At 68.6% G+C, this 20,107-nt stretch carries 19 protein-coding genes; 7 read left to right on the top strand and 12 right to left on the bottom strand.

The window, feature by feature from the left end; translation table 11 throughout:
* Nucleotides 1-185 precede the first annotated feature (185 nt).
* Nucleotides 186-1,310, bottom strand: a complete 1,125-nt coding sequence (locus tag U4Z64_RS18725) for an MBL fold metallo-hydrolase (RefSeq protein ID WP_321820606.1) — start codon at nt 1,308-1,310, stop codon at nt 186-188.
* 84 nt (nt 1,311-1,394) lie between these two features.
* On the opposite strand from U4Z64_RS18725, the gene U4Z64_RS18730 reads away from it, so the two are divergent.
* The 4 genes from U4Z64_RS18730 (at nt 1,395) to U4Z64_RS18745 (ending at nt 5,865) form a co-directional block, all read left to right on the top strand.
* Complete coding sequence (locus tag U4Z64_RS18730) at nt 1,395-2,045, top strand: TetR/AcrR family transcriptional regulator (protein WP_321820607.1); 651 nt, start codon at nt 1,395-1,397, stop codon at nt 2,043-2,045.
* 192 nt (nt 2,046-2,237) lie between these two features.
* A complete protein-coding gene (locus U4Z64_RS18735) occupies nt 2,238-2,729 on the top strand; it encodes a flavodoxin family protein (RefSeq protein WP_044849164.1) in 492 nt (163 codons plus the stop codon).
* Between the two features lie 603 nt (nt 2,730-3,332).
* Nucleotides 3,333-3,992: a ProQ/FinO family protein gene (locus U4Z64_RS18740; protein ID WP_321820714.1), complete on the top strand. Its 660-nt coding sequence runs from the start codon at nt 3,333-3,335 to the stop codon at nt 3,990-3,992.
* An 811-nt stretch (nt 3,993-4,803) separates the two neighbouring features.
* Nucleotides 4,804-5,865, top strand: a complete 1,062-nt coding sequence (locus tag U4Z64_RS18745; protein WP_321820608.1) for a DMT family transporter — start codon at nt 4,804-4,806, stop codon at nt 5,863-5,865.
* A gap of 124 nt (nt 5,866-5,989) precedes the next feature.
* On the opposite strand, the gene U4Z64_RS18750 is transcribed toward U4Z64_RS18745, so the two are convergent.
* From U4Z64_RS18750 to U4Z64_RS18795, 10 genes are all read right to left on the bottom strand, one after another.
* Nucleotides 5,990-6,355: a bleomycin resistance protein gene (locus U4Z64_RS18750; RefSeq protein WP_321820609.1), complete on the bottom strand. Its 366-nt coding sequence runs from the start codon at nt 6,353-6,355 to the stop codon at nt 5,990-5,992.
* Between the two features lie 116 nt (nt 6,356-6,471).
* Entirely contained in the window at nt 6,472-7,062 is a 591-nt protein-coding gene (locus tag U4Z64_RS18755) for a nitrogen fixation protein NifQ (RefSeq protein ID WP_321820610.1), read from the bottom strand.
* An 85-nt stretch (nt 7,063-7,147) separates the two neighbouring features.
* On the bottom strand, nt 7,148-7,573 hold the full coding sequence (locus U4Z64_RS18760; protein WP_124489331.1) for a TOBE domain-containing protein: 426 nt from the start codon (nt 7,571-7,573) through the stop codon (nt 7,148-7,150).
* A 183-nt stretch (nt 7,574-7,756) separates the two neighbouring features.
* Nucleotides 7,757-9,256 (bottom strand): efflux transporter outer membrane subunit, encoded by a 1,500-nt coding sequence (locus tag U4Z64_RS18765; RefSeq protein ID WP_321820611.1) that lies wholly within the window; start codon nt 9,254-9,256, stop codon nt 7,757-7,759.
* A complete protein-coding gene (locus U4Z64_RS18770; RefSeq protein WP_321812053.1) occupies nt 9,253-10,206 on the bottom strand; it encodes an HlyD family secretion protein in 954 nt (317 codons plus the stop codon). The genes U4Z64_RS18765 and U4Z64_RS18770 overlap by 4 nt, the downstream gene beginning before the upstream one ends.
* A gap of 2 nt (nt 10,207-10,208) precedes the next feature.
* Nucleotides 10,209-10,421 carry a DUF1656 domain-containing protein gene (locus tag U4Z64_RS18775; protein ID WP_044849171.1) on the bottom strand — a complete coding sequence of 71 codons (213 nt, stop codon included), beginning with the start codon at nt 10,419-10,421 and terminating at the stop codon, nt 10,209-10,211.
* A 34-nt stretch (nt 10,422-10,455) separates the two neighbouring features.
* Entirely contained in the window at nt 10,456-12,606 is a 2,151-nt protein-coding gene (locus tag U4Z64_RS18780) for an FUSC family protein (protein ID WP_321820612.1), read from the bottom strand.
* Nucleotides 12,603-13,082, bottom strand: coding sequence for a MarR family winged helix-turn-helix transcriptional regulator (locus tag U4Z64_RS18785; RefSeq protein ID WP_321820613.1), 480 nt, complete (start codon nt 13,080-13,082; stop codon nt 12,603-12,605). Before U4Z64_RS18785 ends, U4Z64_RS18780 begins: the two co-directional genes overlap by 4 nt.
* 105 nt (nt 13,083-13,187) lie before the next feature.
* Complete coding sequence (locus tag U4Z64_RS18790; protein WP_321820614.1) at nt 13,188-14,897, bottom strand: dihydroxyacetone kinase family protein; 1,710 nt, start codon at nt 14,895-14,897, stop codon at nt 13,188-13,190.
* Entirely contained in the window at nt 14,894-15,226 is a 333-nt protein-coding gene (locus tag U4Z64_RS18795; RefSeq protein ID WP_321820615.1) for a hypothetical protein, read from the bottom strand. Before U4Z64_RS18795 ends, U4Z64_RS18790 begins: the two co-directional genes overlap by 4 nt.
* 24 nt (nt 15,227-15,250) lie before the next feature.
* On the opposite strand from U4Z64_RS18795, the gene U4Z64_RS18800 reads away from it, so the two are divergent.
* A complete protein-coding gene (locus U4Z64_RS18800; protein WP_321820616.1) occupies nt 15,251-16,450 on the top strand; it encodes a collagen-like triple helix repeat-containing protein in 1,200 nt (399 codons plus the stop codon).
* 166 nt (nt 16,451-16,616) lie between these two features.
* Here the strand turns inward: U4Z64_RS18800 and U4Z64_RS18805 are convergent, their stop codons facing one another.
* Nucleotides 16,617-17,735 carry a sigma-54 interaction domain-containing protein gene (locus U4Z64_RS18805; protein ID WP_321820617.1) on the bottom strand — a complete coding sequence of 373 codons (1,119 nt, stop codon included), beginning with the start codon at nt 17,733-17,735 and terminating at the stop codon, nt 16,617-16,619.
* 514 nt (nt 17,736-18,249) lie between these two features.
* On the opposite strand from U4Z64_RS18805, the gene msuE reads away from it, so the two are divergent.
* A complete protein-coding gene (gene msuE / locus U4Z64_RS18810; protein ID WP_321820618.1) occupies nt 18,250-18,810 on the top strand; it encodes an FMN reductase in 561 nt (186 codons plus the stop codon).
* Between the two features lie 36 nt (nt 18,811-18,846).
* Nucleotides 18,847-19,950 carry a dimethylsulfone monooxygenase SfnG gene (gene sfnG, locus U4Z64_RS18815; protein WP_321820619.1) on the top strand — a complete coding sequence of 368 codons (1,104 nt, stop codon included), beginning with the start codon at nt 18,847-18,849 and terminating at the stop codon, nt 19,948-19,950.
* The last annotated feature ends 157 nt before the right edge of the window (nt 19,951-20,107 follow it).

The following is a 20,107-nucleotide window of genomic DNA, read 5'->3' on the forward strand; positions in this document are numbered from 1 at the left end:
GAAACTGCATCAAGAAGATAAGGTGCATTGCCATCGTCGGGCCGGCCGTGTCTATCTGGATAGCGTGGAAGGTCAGATTTCCGGCCTCACCGACCATCAACAACGCGTTCGCTACCAAGCCCCGTATCGCGACGAAAATTCATCGCCGCGACGTTTCCGCCCAGAAATCGTCGCGGCCATCGAACCTACTTCGTCGCTTGCGACGCGCAGGGTTGCCACCGGCGTGTCTTCGTTTCGGAAGTCTTTGCCGGCTCATCGACCGATCGCCACCACCGCTCGCCGCGATGCGGCTTATTCAGATCGAGTCGCTCGCCCATCCTGGGCGTTGACAGCTCGACGCCACGCACCATTGCCAGCGCGGTGACGCGTTCGAACGGCTCTTGCCAACGATGCATCGCGAGATCGAACGTGCCATTGTGAATCGGCATCAGCGTGTGACCGCGCAGGTCGATATGCGCCTGCACGGTTTCTTCCGGCTGCATGTGCACGTAAGGCCATTGCGGGTCGTATGCGCCGGTCTCGATCAGCGTCACGTCAAAGGGCCCAAGACGCTCGCCGATTGTCCGGAAACCGTCGAAATAGCCGGTGTCGCCGCTGAAGAACACGCGCAGATCGTCGTCGACGACGACCCACGACGCCCACAGCGTGCTGTTGCCGTCAAACAGGCTGCGCCCGGAGAAGTGCTGCGCCGGTGTCGCGATCAGCGTCAGGCCGTCGACGTCGATGCTCTGCCACCAGTCGAGCTGCCGTACCTTCTGCGAGTCGATACCCCATTCGATCAGGCGGTCGCCGACGCCCAACGTCGTGACGAACACGCCGGTGGTGGCCGCAAGCGCGAGCACCGTGTCACGGTCGAGGTGATCGTAGTGATCGTGAGACAGGATCACACCGCGCAACGGCGGGAGGTCCTCGAGCGCAATCGGTGGCGCATGGAAGCGCTTGGGGCCGACGTGCCGGAACGGCGATGCACGCTCGGCAAACACGGGATCGGTCAGCCAGAACTCACCGCGCAGTTTCAACAATAACGTTGAATGCCCCAGCCGATACAGGCTGCGGTCGGGGGCCGCGTCGAGTTGCGCGCGGGTCAGTGAATCGATGGGCAATGCGCCTGTCGGAACCGTGTTGCGCGGCTTGTTGACCAGCATGTTCCATGCGATACCCAGTGTCTTGCCGAAGCTTTCGACCGGTCGCGGTGCGACGTTGCTGAAGCGTTCGCCGTTGTGCTGCGGCGACTCGCCGGACAGCGTGCGGCCACGCCTGGCGGCGGCGAAACCCAGTACGCGATGAAGAAAAACGAGAGGCGAAGCCATGTCGATTCGTCCGGAAATAAAAGTACACCGAGCAGTGTAGTTTATCCCTGGGAAAAGTAAACTCGGCGGTGTAAAATTTTTTGTATGGATACGAGCACTTCTCCCCAGCGCCTGACCGACCGAAAGCGTGCGGCAATACTCGCCGCGGCGATCGAGGAATTTCTCGCGGCCGGCTATGACGCAACCAGCATGGATCGCGTTGCCGCGCGCGCCGACGTGTCGAAGCGCACCGTCTACAACCACTTCCCGGGCAAGGAAGCATTGTTCGCGGCGATCCTGCATCAGCTGTGGGACGCGACACTTACCGCCGGCGCGCCGGCTTACTGCGCCGACGTGCCGTTGCGCGATCAACTGCTCGCGCTGCTGGGCCGCAAATTGCGGTTGCTGAACGACCAAGCGTTTCTCGCACTCGCACGCGTCGCGATCGGTGCGGCCATCCACTCGCCGGAACGCGCGCGCGACATGGTCGAGCGCATGGGCGAGCGCGAAGAAGACGTGACGGTCTGGATTCGCGCGGCCGCTGCGGCCGGCCGGCTGACGGTGACAGATCCGGTATTCGCCGCGCATCAGCTGCACGGAATCGTGAAAGCGTTCGCGTTCTGGCCGCAGGTGACGATGGGCCAGCCGCCGCTCGGTGTGCGGGAGCAGAAGAAGGTCGCGGAAACGGCTGCCGACATGTTTCTTGCGTACTACGCGCGTGCGGGCCACGCTGGTGCGAGTGCCGGGCAGGACTGACCGCACATCGTGCGAGGCGCGGAGTGGAACAGGCGCTCGATATACTCGATGTGCGCTGCGTCTGCCGCCTCGAAGAATGTGCCATTCGACAACGGAAGAACGCACGCCCGGGCACACACGTCGACGTAGTCCGCTTGAGCCGTACCGACGTGTGCGGCGGACGCATTTGAAACCGAACGCGAGCGAACCCCGATGAAGACGCTGTTGATCGTCTATCACACGATGACCGGAGGCACGCAGCAGATGGCCGAGGCGGCCGCAGATGCCGCGCGCCAGCAACCCGGCGTCGACGTCAGGTTGCAGCGTGCGGATGCGACGAGCGCGGATGACGTGCTTGCCGCCGACGCCTATCTTTTCGCGACGCCGGAAAATCTCGCCGCGATGTCCGGGCTGATGAAGGATTTCTTCGATCGCTGTTACTACGCGGCACTCGATCGGGTGAACGGCCGTCCGTATGCGGCGATGATCTGCGCAGGCAGCGACGGACAGAACGCACTGCGCCAGATCGACCGGATCGCGACCGGATGGCGGCTCAGGAATGTGGCGCCGGGCCTGATCGTCTGCACCCATGCGCAGACACCGGAGCGCATCCTCGCGCCGAAGACGATCGGCAGCGAGGATCTCGCGCGCTGCGCGGAGATCGGCGCGGGTCTTGCCGCAGGGCTTGCTCTCGGCGTGTTCTGATTGGCGACGATCGAGCCGGCCGCCGCGAAGCCGCAACTGCGCGCAACGACCGGAGCGCGACGCCTCGTGTGCCGCGTTCGATGACCGCGAGTGCTAGCGATGCGCACGATTCGCGGGACACCACTCCAGCGAACCGCATTGCCATTCGCGGCAGCGACACCCGGCGATACCAAGCGACACCAACAGCTTGTCGATGCCCCGGTCAACCTTTGCCGATACTGGCCGCCGATGATGTTCGGGCCACCGGCTTTTCACGTGAAGCGCACTGAAGCGAGAAAGTGCGGAAAGCGACACTACGTAACGCGTGTGTCGATACCTGTCGAAAACACCGCCATAATGCGCGTCACGACTGCGCGGACGCCTTGCCTGCCACCCGGATCCGTCAAATCCGAACCGGTGAGTCAACCGACTGCCGCGCGTACCGGTATACTTCCACACCTGCCTTTGTCCGGCATCGTGGCCGGGTGCCTGAAACAGTGGTGGTGGCGATGCGGCCCCGCAATGATCCGCATCGGTGGCAGTCGAGCCGCAGGCGATGCGGCGAACGCCGATGTGCGGAATGGCCGCACGAACCACACCTTATATTCCTGGTGGATTGAATTTATGGGTTTTGAACAACTTGCCGAATTGCGGGCGCAGCTCGCAGCCAAGGCCAAGCAGGAGCGCAACGCGAAGCGACCGGCTACGCAACCGGACGCAGGCGCGAAGCCGAAGTCCGGCGATCGGCCCGCTCGTGGGGCCAAATCGGGTGCCGTGGCCAAAGCGCCGTCCGGCGCGAAGCCCGCTTCGGCGAAGCCGTCGACGCCGGTCGATCCGGTCATCGTCGCAATCGGCAAACTGCAGCGCCGGTTCCCGCGCGCGTTCCCGAAGAATCCGGCTCCCAAGGTGCCGCTGAAGGTCGGTATCTGGGACGATCTCGCCCGCGAGGCGCAAGCCGTCGGCCTGAGCGAAGCCGAGCTGCGCGAGGCAATGTCCACGTGGTGCCGCGGCAATCGTTACTGGTCGTGTCTCGTCGAAGACGCGGTGCGGGTCGATCTGCAAGGTAACGAAGCCGGACGTGTGACGCATGACGACGCCGCGCGCGCGCGCCGGCTGAAGTCGCGTCGTCCGGGCAACAAGGGCGGCGCACAAGCAGCGAAGGGCGCACCGCAGCAGCCGAAGGCCGATGCACAGGCCGACGCCGCCGCGCCGCAGCCGGCAGCCGTGGAAGCACCGGTCGACGCAGCACCGCAGGCCGAGCAGCAAACGGCCGCGAGCGAGTAACACGCGATGCGTCGCCGCGCGATATGCGCGGCGACGGCCGGCCTTCACCGCGCATGTCGCGCATCACATGACGGACCGACCTGTCCTTGTCCGGGCAGGTCGGGACTGCCACCGCTGGCCGCACAGCCAGTCAGCCTTACCCGATCAGCATCGAACTGCCAATCGAACCGACGACGAAAGCACGTCGGCGGACGCGGCGTGTGCAACGTGTCGCTTACGTCGGGCGCGCGGCGACCAGGCATCGGGGAGCGTCGGCGCGCATCATGAATGCACGGTGCCGTCCCATCCGGAGAACGATGCACAGGCGGGCGTCCCGCGCGACTGCGTATCCACGCTTGCGCGCAGACGATCGATGCATGCGCCATCGAGTGAGTGACCAACGCACATCCGCCTCCGTTCAATCACGATAATTCGTGTTCCTAATTTAATCGGATCGGGGATGAAACCCGGATTCGCACCCACGCGAATATGTCTCACCTGAACTGTTGTCAGGCGCGAAGTGCAGCCATATTCGAGAGACGGACGTTGAGATGTCCGGATGCGCCGCCGCGGACGGCCGCTCGTCAGTTGGCGACCCGTAACACAAACGCGATAATCTCCCCGGCACGAATCGTCGGGCCGGCCTGCGTTGCCGCCCGCGCATGACGCGACAGGTGCCTGAAAGCCTGCGCAATTCGTCCGACATTCCCCGACATTGAAAAGCACCGGCAAACCGCAAGCGCCACCGCATCGCACGCAACCTGCCGATTCCATACGCCCAACGCCCAACGCCCAACGCCCAACGCCCAACGCCCAACGCCAAGACCGCATCATGAACCCGAGACATTCCGCGATTCTCGTCGCGCTCACCGCCGCCGCGCTGTTCGGCGCCGCGACGCCGCTCGCCAAGGCACTGATCGGCGCGATGTCGCCGTTCATGGTCGCGGGCCTGTTCTATCTCGGCAGCGGGATCGGCTTGGGCGTCGGGATCCTGCTGCGCGGGTTGCGCCGCCGCCGCGCGCTGGCCGAGGACGCAGCGCCGCTGCGGCGCGCGGACCTGCCGTGGCTCGCCGGCGCGATCGCGGCCGGCGGCGTCGCGGGTCCGGCGCTGCTGATGCTCGGGCTGTCGAGCACGCCGGCCGCCACGAGTGCGCTGCTGCTCAATCTCGAAGGCGTGCTGACGGCGGTCATCGCGTGGGTCGTGTTTCGCGAGAACGTGGATCTCCAGGTGTTTCTCGGCATGATTGCGATCGTCGCGGGCGGCACGCTGCTGTCGTGGGTGCCGGGGCGCGCGGGCGTGCCGGTCGGCGCGCTGCTGATTGCCGGCGCATGCCTGTGCTGGGCGATCGACAACAACCTGACCCGCAAGGTCGCCGCGAACGATGCGATGGTCATCGCGTGCGTGAAAGGCCTGGTCGCCGGGCCCGTGAACATCGGTATCGCGCTCGCGACGGGTGCGTCGCTGCCCGCCGTTCCGGCCGCGGCCGCCGCGATGCTGACCGGCCTCGGCGGCTACGGGATCAGTCTCGTGTTGTTCGTCGTCGCGCTGCGCCATCTCGGCAGTGCACGCACGGGCGCGTATTTTTCGGTGGCGCCGCTGTTCGGCGTCGTGCTGTCGTTGCTGATCTGGCCGGCGCTGCCGCCGGTCACGTTCTGGATCGCGGCCGTGCTGATGGCGCTCGGCATCTGGCTGCACGTGCGCGAACGGCACGAACACGAGCACGCGCATGAGCGTCTCGTGCATACGCACCGGCATCGGCACGACGAACATCATCAGCACGCGCACGACTTTCCGTACGACGGCGATGAACCGCACACGCATCCGCACGTGCATCTGCCGATCACGCACAGTCACGCGCATTTCCCGGACATTCACCACCGCCATCGACACTGATCGCCCGCCACGGGCGCACGACCCGCGCTATGTGCCACGCGCATCGCAAGGTAACCGTTTATGGGGCCGTCGTTCGTGTCCGTGCACGGCTTGCGCGTCGATCGATGAGGCGAACCGTGGCGAGTCAGTCGTTCGTCTGAATCAACCGGATCAACGACCCGTCCGGGTCGATCAGCGCGCCGACGGTGCCGCCCCATGCCTCGCGTTTCGGCCGATGCACGCGCGGCCAACCGGTCGTTTGCTCGGGAATGCCGGCGGCGAGCACTGCGTCGAAAAACGCACCGACGTCGGCGAGCCGGAAGCAGCAGCTGAACCAGCTCGTGGCCGGATCGAGACCGGGATGCAAAAAGAATTCCAGCAGCAGGTCGCCGCGTCTCAGGATCATCCAGCCGTCGTCGCGCCAGGTTTCGACGAAGCCGAGCTTCGCGTAGAACAGCGACGTAACTTCGAAATCGCGCGACGGCAGATTGGGACTCGCAAAGTCGGTCAAGGCGGTTCCTCCAGTGGGCGCAGCGATCGAACGAACGCGCGGGAAAACGTGCGGACGGATGTCGCGCATGAACGGTCAAACGATGCGCACCGGCAAGCCGCGGGCCGCCGCTGCGACTATCGTCCCGGGGGAAAGCAGAATCCGAAATCCTCGCAGCCCGGGCATCCGGGGGCGGGCCCGGGCGGCAGGCCGAGCGATGCGGCCGCTTCCTGCGCGAGGAATTTCTTCCAGCGCAGGTTCGCGACATTGCGTGCGGCGAGCGCGGGGAAATAGCGGTCGAGCAGCGCGGACACCGCGGCGCGTCCGTCGAGGCCGAGATCGCGCCACAGGTGATCGGGGCGCAGGCACGCATGCGCGATGATGGTCGCGACGCAGTCGGCATCGTCGCGTGCGACGGCGCAATGCGCATCCTGCATCAACCGCGTGTGCAGTGTCGCGACGAACTGCGCGTGCGCGGTCGGCAGCGGCGCGATGGCGGCCGCCGACACGAGCGCGGCGACATCGTCCGAACCCAGGTGCGGGAACTGGCGGGCAAGCAGGCCGCTCAACCGTGCGGGAGACAGACCGAGCAGCGCGAGCTCGTTGCGGCATGCGCGTGCCGCAACGAGCGTGCCGAACAGACGTGCATCCGGAGAATCGGCGTCGGCCGCCCCGGCCAGCAGCGATTGCAATATGCGCTCATGCGCGTGCTCGAGCATGGACGTCATCGTGTGCGCCCGCGCGCCGGTCGAGCGTCGCACGCCGCTTGCGGGTGCGGCGCGCGACGGATCGTCGGTGCGGTCGACAGGGCGTTCACTCGACTCCGACGATCACGCTCGACGCCTTGAAGATGGCGGACGCGGCCTTGCCGCTCGCGAGGCCGAGACGATCGACGCTGTCGTTGGTGACGATCGCGACGATCTCGGCGCCGCCCGCCGCCTTGATCACGACTTCCGAATTGACCGCGCCTTTCGCGATCGACGACACGGTGCCCGAGACGCAGTTGCGGGCCGACACCTTGCTGCTGTCGACGTCGACCATCACGATCACCGACGATGCCTTGACGAGCGCAAATGCCTTCGTGCCGGCCGCGAGGCCCAGCGATGCGACGCTGCCATGCGTGATCACCGCGACGATGTCGAGGCCGTCCTGGGTACGCAGCGTGATTTCGTCGTTGACCGCACCGGGCTTGACGGCGCCGATCTGGCCGGCGAATTGATTACGGGCGCTGGTTCGCATGATGACTCTCCGGGAAATGGGCGGCCCGACGGGCGGCCGGCGAATGACGGAAACTGCGGACGAGTTTACCGGCAATGCAGGCGACGCGCGACGTCGGCATCGACATACCGGACATGCGAAATCGCGCAGGATGGCGCGGGACGGCAGACGTGTCGTGCACGCCGGCTGCCGCCCCGCGCGCGCTTACTTTGCGGCGGCCGGTGCAGCAGCCGGCGTACCCGCTGCCGAAGTCTGCTGCGCCGCAGCGGGCGCAGCGTCGCCTTCCCATCCGCCGCCGAGCGCGAGGAACAGCTTGACCTGGTCGGCGGCGACCTGGCCCTCGGCCGCGGCGACCTGCGCGCGCACGCTCGTCAGCGTGCGCGTCGCATCGAGATCGGAGATGAACGACTCGCGGCCGGCCGTATAAAGCCGATGCGTTTCGTCCGCGGAACTGCGCGCCGATTCGTAGGCCGTGCGCAGCGCATCGGTGCGCTGCACGTCGGCAGCATAGGTCGCGAGGCTCGACTGCGTTTCGCGCAGCGCGTTCAGCACGACGCCGTCGAAATGCGCGAGCGCGCCACCGGTCGCGGCTTCGGCCTCGCGCACGCGCGCGCGCTGGCCGTTGACCGGAAACGACCAGCTGATCAGTGGTCCGAACGACCAGCGATTGGTGGTGGACGAGAACAGGTCGGCGGCGACGCCGACCGAGCCGGCCGACGCACCGATGCTGACCGACGGATACAGCGCGGCCGTCGCGACGCCGATCCGCGCGGTCGCGGCGGCGAGCTGGCGCTCGGCCTCGCGCACGTCGGGGCGGCGGCGCAGCAGCGCGGCGCCGTCGCCGATCGGAATCGGCTGGCGCAGCTTCGGCAGCCGCTCGCATTCGGCGACAGCCTTCGGCAGGTCGGCCGGCGAACGCGCGAGCAGCGCGGCGAGCTGGTACTGCGCGATCTTGCGGCGGCCTTCGAAACGCGGGATGTCGGCCGCGAGCGTGCGCACCTGCGTGACGCCGCGCGTGACGTCGGTCTGGTTGCCGCGCCCCGCGTCGCGCAGCCGCTGCGACAGCTTCACGCGCTGCTGCTGCAGCGCGAGCGACTGCTTCGCGATCGCGAGCTCGTCGCCGGCGGAGCACGATTCGACGTACGCGCGCACGACGTCCGCGACGACCGTGATGCGTGCGAGGTCGGCGGCCGCCTGCACGGCTTCGCTGTCCGCGCGTGCGGCCTCGACGCCGCGCCGCAGCTTGCCGAACAGGTCCAGCTCGTACGACACGCTGATACCGACCGCACCTTCGTTCACGACCGGCAGCTTGTTTTCGAGCAGATACTGTTCGGCCGATTCCTGCGCGCGCTGCACGGCGGCTTCCGCGCGGCCGGAAAAGCCGCCCTGTTCGTTCGCGACTTCCAGCGCCGCGCGCGAACGCGCAAGGTTGGCCGCGGCGACGCGCAGGTCGGTGTTCGATTTCAGCGCGCTGCGCACGAGTTCGTCGAGCACGCGGTCGTCGTACAGCTGCCACCAGTTGCCGGGCACCGGGTCACGCGACACGAGCGTGCCGTTCGCATCGTCGAGCGCATGGTTCGCGAGCGGCGCATTCACGTACGCCTGTTGCGGCAGCCTGTAGTCGGGGCCGACGGATTTGCACGCGCCGAGTGCGAGCGCGAGTGGCGCGAGTGCCGCCGCGAGGCGCAGGCCGTGCCGCTTCATTGCGAGGCTCCCGTCGCGCTGACGGCCGCGGGTGCGGATGCCGCGGAGGCGCCGGCGGTCGGCCTGGCGCCAGCGTCGCGGCGCGTGTCGGTGCGCATCGCGACGGTCGCGGTGCGCCCTGCGATCATCCGGAAGTCGTCGGGCACCTCGTCGAGCACGACGCGCACCGGCACGCGCTGCGCGAGCCGCACCCAGCTGAATGCCGGGTTCACGTTCGGCAGCAGGTTCGCGCCCTGCGTGCGGTCGCGATCCTCGATCGCGGCGACGATGCTCTGCACGTGGCCGCGCAGCGGCCGCGGCTCGCCCATCACGACGATGTCGACCGGCTGGCCGATGTGGATGCCGCGCAGCTTGGTTTCCTCGAAGTAGCCGTCGACGCGGAACGAATTGCGGTCGACGACCGACAGCACCGCGCGGCCGGCCGGCACGTATTCGCCGACGCGCGGCGCGCGATCGTTCAGGTAGCCGTCGACGGGACTCACGATCGTCGTGCGCTGCAGGTTCAGCTTCGCGGTGTCGAGCGACACCTGCGCGTCGGCGACGGCGGCTTCGCCCTGCTCGACGCGCGTGCGGCTTTCCTCGACCTGTTCGCTGGCGACCAGGTTGCCGAGCTGCTGGTTGCGCGCATATTCGCGCTTCGCCTGGGCGAGGGTCGCGCGGCGCTGCGCGAGCGTCGCTTCGGCCAGCCGTTGCGCGAGCGCGTAGCGGGCCTGGTCGATCACGAACAGCACCTGGCCGCGCTTTACCTCCTGGTTGTCGGCGACCTGCACCGCGGTGATGAGCCCCGCCACGTCGGGTGCGACCTGGATCACGTCGGCGCGCACGTGGCCGTCGCGTGTCCACGGCGAGAACATGTAGTAGTTGATGATCCGCCACAGCACGAGGGCGGCCACGACGACGACGATCAGGGTGAGCAGGATCTGCCCTGCCGAGAGCCAGGTTTTTTTCACGGTTAGCTAGCCACGAGATGGTGAGACACGATGACGACCGCGGCAAGCACGAACACGTAGATGCCGAGGTCGAAGATCGAACGGTGCCAGACGAGGCGGTAAAAGCCGACGCGTTCGAGCAGCGCGCGCACGACGATGTTGATCAGGTAGGCGATCAGCATCAGCACGAGCGGAGCCGGCACGAATACGCCGAAGATGTCGATTTCGCCGATCATGGTCGCGGTCGGAAAGACAGGTTGGAAAGCGGGATCATGCGCGTGCTCCGTCCGGTGCGGCTTGCGGCGGCTGCGCGGATGCGGCCGGGTACAGCGACAGGCGCAGGCCGACGAGCGCGTGCAGCGTATCGCGCAGCCGGCGGTGCGTCGCGGGCGTGACCGGCGCCGCGGGCGTGCCGGGCGTCGTGCCGCCGTCCGCCGGCGCGACGGAAGTGCCGGGCAGGTTGCGCCCGGCCACGCGCTGCAGCGCGTCGTCGATCGATGCGAGCAGCGCGGGCGGTGCCGGCTGGCGCGCATTCGCGGCCGCGCAGCGCGTGTAGTGATCGTTGACGCCGGCGAGCACGCGGTCGATCGCGTCGGGCACGTCGCCCGTCAGCTTGCGGCGCGAGCGGCGCAGGTCGAGCGCGTTCAGCGCGATGCGCAGGTCGCGGAAGCTCTCGATCGACGGATGGCGGTGGTCGTCCGACGCGCCGAGGCGCGGCAGCAACTGCGTGACGCGATCGAGCATGCGCGACGCATGGTTGCGCTGGTCGTCGAGCGGCTGCGTCGACGCGGAGCGCGCGACGTCCTCCCAGCCCGAGCGCAGCAGGCGCCGCACCGCGAGCTCCGCACCGAACGGCCGCGTCGCGCGCGTCCATACGTACGCGAACAGCAGCCCGGCGACACCCGCGAGGTTGCTGTTCAGGAACACGAAGAAGTCGGCGTCGTATGCGCTCTGGATGCTGATGAAGGTGGCGGTGTTCACCGCGACGAGCATCGTCACCATGTTGAATTGCGGGCGCGGCAGCAGCGTGCCGATCAGGATGAACGGCCCCGCGAACATCAGCACGAGCATCGGGAAGTCGTGCACGTGCGGCAGCACGACGAACAGGTACAGCCCGGCGAACACGACGCTCGCGGCCGTCGACAGGAAGAACTTGAACACCAGCGGCGCCGGTTCGTCGAGCGCGGCGAAGAAGCTGCACGACACGGCCACGAGCGTGACGGCCGCGGCACCGTCGTGCCAGCCGGACGAGATCCACAGCGAGCACGCGAACACGATCGCGAGCACGACGGTCAGCGTCGAGAACAGCATCATCCCGCGATCGAAGAAGCGTTCGGTGCCGCCGAGCCGCCAGTGCCGGTAGCGCGGCTGCCAGACGCCCGACTCGTTCGCGATCAGCGCGCGCAGCGAGCGGCAGTCCTGCCAGATGTCGATGACCTGGCGCAGCCGCCACAGCGCGTTCGACAGCAGCGCGCCGTCCCAGCTCGCCAGCGCGCCGTCGGCCGGCTGCAGCGCGGCGATGCGTTCGCGCAGGTGGTCCGCGACCGGGTCGTGCGCCATGTCGCCGTCGCTGCCGGCCTTCACGGCCGGCAACGGCGCGTCGAACCACTTCGCTGCGTCGGCGAGCAGCGCGTCGAGCGCCGGCGGCCGCACGTGCAGGTCGCGCATCAGCGCGATCAGCGGATCGGCGAGCGACGACATCAGCGGCAGGAACAGCTGCATCTGGCCGGCGAGCGCCTGCGCGCGGGCGAGCACGCGCGGGTGCGCATGGTCGTAGCTCAGCTGGCTCAGCAGGAATTCGAGGCCGGTGATGGTCGCGGCGAGGCGTTGCCGGCACGCGGACAGTGCCTTGCCCGCGATATGCCCGGACAACGTCTCGCGGCCGTAGAACGCGGCGTCCTTGAACCATGCGTCGGTGCGCTCGATCAGCGTCGGCGCGAGCCGGTTCGGGAACACGGCGCTGCCGACCACGCTCGCGCACACGATGCCGAGCACGATTTCCTCGGTCCGCGCGATCGCGACGTCGAAGATCGTCGACGGATCGGTCACCGTCGGCAGCGCGACCAGCGGCATCGTGTAGCCGGCCAGCATGAACACGTAGCTGCGCGCGGTGCGGTCGGAGATCGCGAGATAGAGCAGCGTGCCGCACCATGTCGCGACGATGACGCTGAACAGGAGCGGCGTCTCGACGAACGGCGGCACGAACAGGATCGCGGCGGCCGCGCCGAGCGCGGTGCCGAGCGCGCGATACAGCGCCTTCGAGCGCGTCGCGCCGACGAACGGGTTCGACACGATGTAGACGCTCGCCATCGCCCAGTAAGGGCGCGGCAGCTGGAAATACAGGCCGAGGTACAGCGCCAGCATCGACGCGGCGAACGTCTTGCCCGAGAACAGCCAGTCGCGAAGGCTCGGATAGGTCATGACGCGGAATCGGCTGGGTGGGACGGACGCGACGCCGGATGCTGCGCATCGGCCGCGTTGAACGCGTTCAGCACGCGCAGCGTCGCTTCGAGATCGGCGCGCGTGACGCCCTTGAGTACCCGGGCGCGCAGCACGCGCAGGTCTTCTTCCATCTTCGCGGTGACCGCGCGGCCGGCGGCCGTCAGCGAGATCGTCTTCGCGCGGCGGTCGTGCGGATCCTCGTCGCGGCGTGCGAGGCCGGCCGCGCACAGCTGGTCGAGCAGGCGCACGAGCGACGGCCCCTCGATGCCGACGTGTTCGGCGAGCGTACCCTGGCGCACGCCTTCGCCGAGGCGGCCGGCGATCAGCAGCGGCGTCGCGCAGGCTTCGGATACGTTGTACGCGGTCAGCACGCCGTCGCTCCTGCGGCGCCACTTGCGCGCGGTGAGCACCAGCAGGCTGCTGACGGCGAGGCGGAGGTCGTGCAGATTGGTCATGGGCGAGATGATAGGAGCAAAAACATTCGATAGCAAACTATCGGTTTTGTCATCCGGGTGTCATGCCGCACGCCGGGGCGCCGACCTGCAATGCGCAAATCCCGTCTACCGCACGTACGGCAGCAACGCGCGCAGCCAGTACGCGACCGCCACCGCGCCGCCGTCCGGCGTGCCGATCGCGCGTTCGCCGAGATAGCTCGCCCGTCCCGCGCGCGGTGTCATGCCGGCCGTCTGCTGCGCGCCGCGTTCCGCGGCGTCCACGGCGGCCGCCCATGCGCTCGCGGGGTCGCGGTCATGGTCGAGTGCGTGGTCGAATGCATCGGCGGCGGGCAGCAGCGCGTCGAGCATCGTCCGGTCGCCGGCGCGTGCGCCGCCCAGTTCGGCGATTGCATCGGCTGCGCTGCGCAACGCCGCGGCCCAGTCGCGTGCCGACGGCTCGGCGGTATCGGCCGCCGCGGCGAGGCGCCGCGACGCGCGCAGCAGCGCGGTCGCGTAGAACGGTCCCGAACTGCCGGCGATCGCGCGACGCAATGCGGCGCCGAGCGCCGCGAGCGTGCCGGCCGGCGTGCGGTGCGCGGCGTCAGGCAACGCGAGGATCGCCTGCGCGGCGCGCCGCATGCTCGCGCCGAGATCGCCGTCGCCGGCGGCCGTGTCGAGTTCCGTCAGGGTCGCCTCGTGGTCGATCAACGCCTGCGCGACCGCACGCAGCGCCGGCTGCAGCCGGGCGGCCCACGCATGACCGGCCGCATCGAGCGGCGGCAGCGGCTCGTCGTGCGCGGCGGCCGCGGCCACGCGAATCTGCGCGTTGACGGCGCCGCCGCCGGGCCATGCGCGCGCCTGCGTCGGCGCGTCGAGCAGGGCGATCCGCTCGTCGTTCAAGCGCAGCAGCGAGATCGAGCAGCCGGGCATGTCCAGCGCGGACAGGAACGTGCCGGCCCATGCGCGCGCGACGCTGATACCGCGCCGGCTCAGGTTGTCGTACGCGGCGCGCAGCACGATCGCCAGTTCCATGTCCGGGGTCGCGCCGAGACCGTTGACGAACAGTGCGACGCGTTCGCCGCGATCGAGCACGAGGTCGGTGACGATGCTCGACAGCAGCGTCTCGACGAGCGCGTCGGCCGGCATCGGCGCGGTGCGTTCGACGCCTTTCTCGCCATGGATGCCGAGGCCGAGCTCGATCTCGTGATCGGCGAGGCTGAAGCCCGACTTGTCGGCGCCGGGGATCGTGCAGCCGTCGAGCGCGACGCCCATCGTGCCGAGGTCGGCGGCCGCGTCGCGTGCGATCGCCGCGACGCGGACAAGCGGCAGCCCGCGCGCGGCAGCCGCGCCCGCCAGCTTGTGGATCAGCACGGTGCCGGCGATCCCGCGCCGCTGCCCGCGCTCGACGCGGCCGCGCAGCGACACGTCGTCGGCAACGATCACCGTCTCCACCGGAATGCCGTCGGCGCGCGCGAGTTCGGCGGCCAGCCCGAAATTGAGGCGGTCGCCTGTGTAGTTCTTCACGACGAGCAGCGCGCCGTTCGGGCCGGCGCTCGCGCGGATCGCGGCGAGCACGGCGTCGGTCGGCGGCGACGTGAACACTTCGCCGCAAACGGCCGCGCTCAGCATCCCTTCGCCGACGTAGCCGCCGTGCGCGGGCTCGTGACCGCTGCCGCCCCCGGACAGGATCGCGACGGGGCGCCGCGACGGCTCGGGCAGCGGCTGGCGGACGAGTACCTGCTCGTCGCCGAGGATCGCGACATGCGGCGACTGCCGCGCGATGCCTTCGAGCATTTCGCGCACGACGTCGGACGGGTGGTTCACGAGCTTTTTCATGGCGACGGTTTCCTGACGATGGGGCGCAGCCCGGCGGCACGCGTGCGGTGCCGCCGGGGCTGCGTACTGTGGATGGTAGGCGGTGAATGGCAGGCGGCGCGCGCCGAATGCAATGCGCCGCGCTTAGCGTTACGTAACATCGAAGCATTCGTAGCACGAATGTAACGATACCAGCGCCGCTCATGGGCATGAAACGTATCGATCGCGATCGCAGGCACGCGCTTGCCCAGGCCCGCGGGCGCCGGCACAGCGGCGGGAATGCCCATGCACTCGCGCCAATGGCATGAAAAATGCTGTTTCTTCCTCCGGTCCTCAATCGAACCTTCCATCGCCCGGACCGCGAGGAGACCACCATGTATCGCACCCGCATTGTCACGTCCGCGGCGTTGCTCGCCGCCGCCGGCGTGCTGGCCGCCTGCGGCGGCAACGACGTCGCCGCGCCGTCGAGCGCCTCCGCGAACACCAGTGGAGCAACGACCGCCGGCAACGCGTCCGGCGGCAACACGTCGGACGGAGGCTGGGGCACCAGCGGCGCCCCCGGCACGCGCGGCGTCGTGAGTACCGCCGGCGCGCTCGCGGTCGGCGTCGGCTCGACCGTCAGCGCGGCGTCGTTGCCGGTCCTCGGCAACGCCGTGACGCGCAGCGCAGGCGACACGATCTCGAGCGTCAGCACGATTTCGCGCGCCGCGACCAATGCGCTCAGCGACGGGCTCGGCAGGATCGGCTCGACGTCCGATCCGGTCGGCACGACGGTTGCCGGCCTCGGCGACGTGGTCGGCGCAACGGCGAATCCGGTCGCGGGCCTCGCGCAGACCGTCCGCGCGCTCGGCTCGGGGCCGCTGGCGCCGGTGACCACCCCCGTCGGCGCGGCGCTCGACACCGTGGCCGGCGGCCTCGGCACGGCGGGCAAGACGGTCGGCGCGACGCTGGCGTCGGGCGCCGTGCAACAGGTCACGCAGCCGCTCAGCTCGGCCGTCACGCCGCTCGTCATCACGGCCGGCCAGGCGACGCAGCAGATCGGGGCGACCACGGGCCTCGGGCAGCCGGTGGCCGGCCTGCTCGGGCAGGTCGGCGGCGCGCTGGCGACGACCGGGGCGCGGATGGGCTCCGTTTCGTCGCAACCGGCGGTCGGGGCGGTGGGTGAAGTCGTCGGCGCGCTCGGCAATACCGTCACGAACGCAGGTGGACTCGTGAACGCCAACGGCCCGAACGGCGTCGCGCCGATTCCCGGCCTGATCGTGAGTCTCTCGGGCGCTTCCATCACCACCGTGCAGAACGGTCCGTCGAACGGCGCGCCGGGCGGTTCGAGCGCGTCCGGCCCGTTCGGCGGCTTGCTGTCGGGGGCCGGCTCGACGCCGCTCGGGTCGCTGACCGGTGCGCTCGGCGGCGCGGCCGGTGCCGGCGCGGCGAGTCCGCTTGCTCCGGTGACCAATCTCGTGTCGACGGTCACCGGTGTGGTCGGTGGCGGCGTGGGCGGCGCCGGTTCCGCGGCGAATCCGCTCGCGCCCGTGACGTCGTTGCTCGGCGGTGTGACGGGCGGCGTCGGGAAATAGCGGCGCACCGCGCGGCGAGCGGCCGGACGACGCGCGGCTCGCCGCTGCGGGACCGCGCGCCGCATCGCCTTCGCCGAGCCACGCCGTCGACGATGCGCGACGCGCCGACGCGGCCGTCACCCGCAGCACCTGATGCGCAGCGCCGCGTGCCGTCTCGCGATCGCGCCTACTTGGCTGCCGCGATCGCTTTCGCGCGAATCAAGCGCGCACGCAGCACATTGCGGCTGATGCCGAGCAGGCGCGCAGCCTGGATCTGGTTGCGGTGACTGAAGTCGAACGCGACCCGCATCACGGTGTCCTCGATATGCTCGAACAAGTTCTCGTGCGCCTCGTCGAACAGCGCGCATAGCGCCAGCTCGAGCGCTTCCCGGGCAGGCACCCGACTCGCCGCTTCCCCCGCGGCCGTGACCGGCACGCACGACGACGACAGGTTCAGGTCGGTGTCCTGCAGTGCATCGTGACGGCTCACCAGCAGCGCGTGATGCATCACGTTCTCCAGTTCGCGGATATTGCCGGGCCACGAATGCGCTTCGAGGCGGCGTGCCGCGCGCGGATCGATGCTGCGCGGCCCGTGGCCGAGGCGGCCGCGGTATGCGTCGAAGAAGTGGCGCGCGAGCGGCAGGATGTCGCCGGGCCGTTCGCGCAGCGATGGCACGTCGAGCCGCACGACGTTGAGCCGGTAGAACAGGTCGCCGCGAAACCGTCCGTCCGCCACCGCCTGCTGCAGGTCGACGTTGGTCGCGGCCACCACGCGCACGTCGATCGGGATGCCCGTGCGCGAGCCGAGCCGCACGACCTCGCGTTCCTGCAATACACGCAGCAGCTTGACCTGCATCGATAGCGGCAGGTCGCCGATCTCGTCGAGAAACAGCGTGCCGCCGTTCGCGGCCTCGAACCAGCCCGGCTTCGTGCCGGCCGCGCCCGTGAATGCACCTTTCTCATGACCGAACAGTTCGCTGTCGACGAGCGTGTCGGAGAGCGCGCCGCAATTCACGGCGACGAACGGCCCGCCGCCGCGATGGCTGACGTCGTGCACGTGGCGCGCGATCAGCTCCTTGCCGGTGCCGGTTTCGCCGACGATCAGCACGTTCGCGTCGCTCGGCGCGACGCACCGCACGCGCTCGAGTAGCGCGAGCGAACGTGGATCGACGAATACGTGCGCGCGTGGGCGGGCCGATGCGTGGTGCGCCGGACGGGCGGGAGCGGGCGCGCTATGCGATTCGTCCGGCTGCGCGGTGACGACACGAAGATTGACCGGACGTGGCGTGGCAAACAGTGAAGTCATGGCGATGAAGGCGTAAGTCGATCGAACGGGCCGGACCCGCGCCGGCGGGCGCCGCGGTCCGGTTGCTGCCCAGTCAGCAGAGTGTTCAGTGTTTTGCGCCGCACGGGAAACATCGATTTCTGATAACGAAAGCGGGATTGCTGCGCAGGATGCAACGGCGCGGGAACGTGCTGCCGCGACAGCGGATTCGACGGCATCGCGCTCGACGCGATGCGCGCCGCGCGTCGCAATCGGACGGCTGGAGCGCGCGACACTGCTGATTGAGCAGCAGCGCATCAGCACGGCTGTTTCCGCCGGTTCATCGCCGTGCGGAATATCGATGTGACGTGATTTCCGGAGCGCTTGCCACGATCGGTCATATGGCTGCGGAAGCCATGCCAGGCGGGCGCTCGAACGATATTTCGTCATGCAGAGGATCGACGCGATCGCGCCTGCGTCGACAATGGCACGCTCCTTGCAAACCCGACACGGTATCGGCGCGGCAACGCGCAGCTCGACAACGGGAACGCATCGCATGAGCAATACCCTCAACGTCGTCGCCATCTCGGGCGGCCTGCAGCGGCCGTCACGCACGCTGGCGCTGACGAACGCGATCGTCAGCGCGCTCGGCGATGCGGTGCCGATCGACGCACGGTCGATCGAACTCCGCGAAATCGGCAGCCGGCTGGCCGGCGCGCTGAAGCGCGCGCAGGTACCGCCCGATCTCGACGCGCTGATCCGCGCGATCGAGACGGCCGATGCGCTCGTCGTCGCGAGCCCCGTGTATCGCGCGTCGTACACCGGCCTCTTCAAGCACCTGTTCGACCTCGTGCATCACGAGTCGCTGGTCGATGTGCCGGTGCTGCTCGCGGCCACCGGCGGCAGCGAGCGGCATGCGCTCGTGATCGACCATCAGCTGCGGCCGCTCTTCAGCTTCTTCCAGGCGCGCACGCTGCCGATCGGCGTGTATGCGGCCGAAAGCGATTTCGACCGCTACGAGATCGCGAACCCCGCACTGCGCGCACGCATCGCGCTCGCGGTCGAGCGCGCGGTGCCGCAGCTGCGTCCGCGCGCGCTTGCCGCCGCGGCCGCTTAGCCCGTCTCTCGTTTTCCCATTCGATCAGGACTTCTCATGAGCAATCACGAATCTTCGGCCGACGGCGTCAAATTCGCATACTGGGTGCCGAACGTCAGCGGCGGCCTCGTCGTCAGCACGATCGAGCAGCGTACCGACTGGAGCCTCGAATACAACCAGAAACTCGCGCGCACGGCCGAAGCGGCCGGCTTCGACTACGCGTTGAGCCAGATCCGCTTCACGGCCGGCTACGGCGCCGAATACCAGCACGAGTCGGTGTCGTTCAGCCAGGCGCTGCTGCACGCGACGACGAAGCTCAAGGTGCTTGCGGCGATCCTGCCGGGGCCGTGGCATCCGGCCGTGGTCGCGAAGCAGCTCGCGACGATCGACCACATCTCGAACGGGCGCATTGCGATCAACGTGGTGAGCGGCTGGTTCAAGGGCGAGTTCACCGCGATCGGCGAGCCGTGGCTCGAGCACGACGAACGCTATCGGCGCTCGAAGGAATTCATCCAGGCGCTCAAGGGCATCTGGACGCAGGACAATTTCACGTTCAAGGGCGACTTCTACCGCTTCAACGACTACACGCTGAGCCCGAAGCCCGTGCAGAAACCGCACCCGGAGATCTTCCAGGGCGGCAGCTCGCGCGCGGCGCGCGACAACGCGGCCAGCGTGTCGGACTGGTACTTCACGAACGGCAATACGCCGGAGAACCTGAAGGCGCAGATCGACGACATCCGCGCGAAGGCCGCTGCGAACAACCATCGCTTGCGGATCGGCGTCAACGCGTTCATCATCGCGCGCGATACCGAGGAAGAGGCGAAGGCCGTGCTCGACGACATCATCCGGCACGCGCATGTCGAGGCGGTGAATGCGTTCGGCGATGCGGTGAAGGAAGCCGGCAAGGCGTCGCCTGAAGGCGAGGGCAATTGGGCGAAATCCACGTTCGAGGATCTCGTGCAGTACAACGACGGCTTCCGCACGAACCTGATCGGCACGCCGCAACAGATCGCCGAGCGGATCGTCGCGCTGAAGGCGATCGGCGTCGATCTCGTGCTCGCCGGGTTCCTGCATTTCATCGAGGAAGTCGAGTACTTCGGCAAGCGCGTGCTGCCGCTCGTGCGCGAACTGGAAGCGCAGCGGCAGGCGGTTGCCGCGTGATGCGCGGCGCCTGCGCGCTGAAGTGCTGAGGCGCTGAGGCAGGCCGCGCACGGGGCGGGCGAACGGACGGCCTGCGATGAGCATCGCAGGTGAGGCGCCTGACGCTTCCCCTATCGAAACAGGCGGTCGACGGATGCCTGCGCGGCGCCGTCGATCC

The organism is Burkholderia sp. BCC1996, assembly GCF_905339955.1.
Classification (GTDB): domain Bacteria; phylum Pseudomonadota; class Gammaproteobacteria; order Burkholderiales; family Burkholderiaceae; genus Burkholderia.

Excerpts from the sequence above, each read along its gene's own strand:
- U4Z64_RS18725 (WP_321820606.1), bottom strand. The coding sequence starts at position 1,310 with ATGGCTTCGCCTCTCGTTTTTCTTCATCGCGTACTGGGTTTCGCCGCC.
- U4Z64_RS18730 (WP_321820607.1), top strand. The coding sequence starts at position 1,395 with ATGGATACGAGCACTTCTCCCCAGCGCCTGACCGACCGAAAGCGTGCG.
- U4Z64_RS18735 (WP_044849164.1), top strand. The coding sequence starts at position 2,238 with ATGAAGACGCTGTTGATCGTCTATCACACGATGACCGGAGGCACGCAG.
- U4Z64_RS18740 (WP_321820714.1), top strand. The coding sequence starts at position 3,333 with ATGGGTTTTGAACAACTTGCCGAATTGCGGGCGCAGCTCGCAGCCAAG.
- U4Z64_RS18745 (WP_321820608.1), top strand. The coding sequence starts at position 4,804 with ATGAACCCGAGACATTCCGCGATTCTCGTCGCGCTCACCGCCGCCGCG.
- U4Z64_RS18755 (WP_321820610.1), bottom strand. The coding sequence starts at position 7,062 with ATGACGTCCATGCTCGAGCACGCGCATGAGCGCATATTGCAATCGCTG.
- U4Z64_RS18760 (WP_124489331.1), bottom strand. The coding sequence starts at position 7,573 with ATGCGAACCAGCGCCCGTAATCAATTCGCCGGCCAGATCGGCGCCGTC.
- U4Z64_RS18765 (WP_321820611.1), bottom strand. The coding sequence starts at position 9,256 with ATGAAGCGGCACGGCCTGCGCCTCGCGGCGGCACTCGCGCCACTCGCG.
- U4Z64_RS18775 (WP_044849171.1), bottom strand. The coding sequence starts at position 10,421 with ATGATCGGCGAAATCGACATCTTCGGCGTATTCGTGCCGGCTCCGCTC.
- U4Z64_RS18780 (WP_321820612.1), bottom strand. The coding sequence starts at position 12,606 with ATGACCTATCCGAGCCTTCGCGACTGGCTGTTCTCGGGCAAGACGTTC.
- U4Z64_RS18785 (WP_321820613.1), bottom strand. The coding sequence starts at position 13,082 with ATGACCAATCTGCACGACCTCCGCCTCGCCGTCAGCAGCCTGCTGGTG.
- U4Z64_RS18790 (WP_321820614.1), bottom strand. The coding sequence starts at position 14,897 with ATGAAAAAGCTCGTGAACCACCCGTCCGACGTCGTGCGCGAAATGCTC.
- U4Z64_RS18795 (WP_321820615.1), bottom strand. The coding sequence starts at position 15,226 with ATGGAAGGTTCGATTGAGGACCGGAGGAAGAAACAGCATTTTTCATGC.
- U4Z64_RS18800 (WP_321820616.1), top strand. The coding sequence starts at position 15,251 with ATGTATCGCACCCGCATTGTCACGTCCGCGGCGTTGCTCGCCGCCGCC.
- U4Z64_RS18805 (WP_321820617.1), bottom strand. The coding sequence starts at position 17,735 with ATGACTTCACTGTTTGCCACGCCACGTCCGGTCAATCTTCGTGTCGTC.
- msuE (WP_321820618.1), top strand. The coding sequence starts at position 18,250 with ATGAGCAATACCCTCAACGTCGTCGCCATCTCGGGCGGCCTGCAGCGG.
- sfnG (WP_321820619.1), top strand. The coding sequence starts at position 18,847 with ATGAGCAATCACGAATCTTCGGCCGACGGCGTCAAATTCGCATACTGG.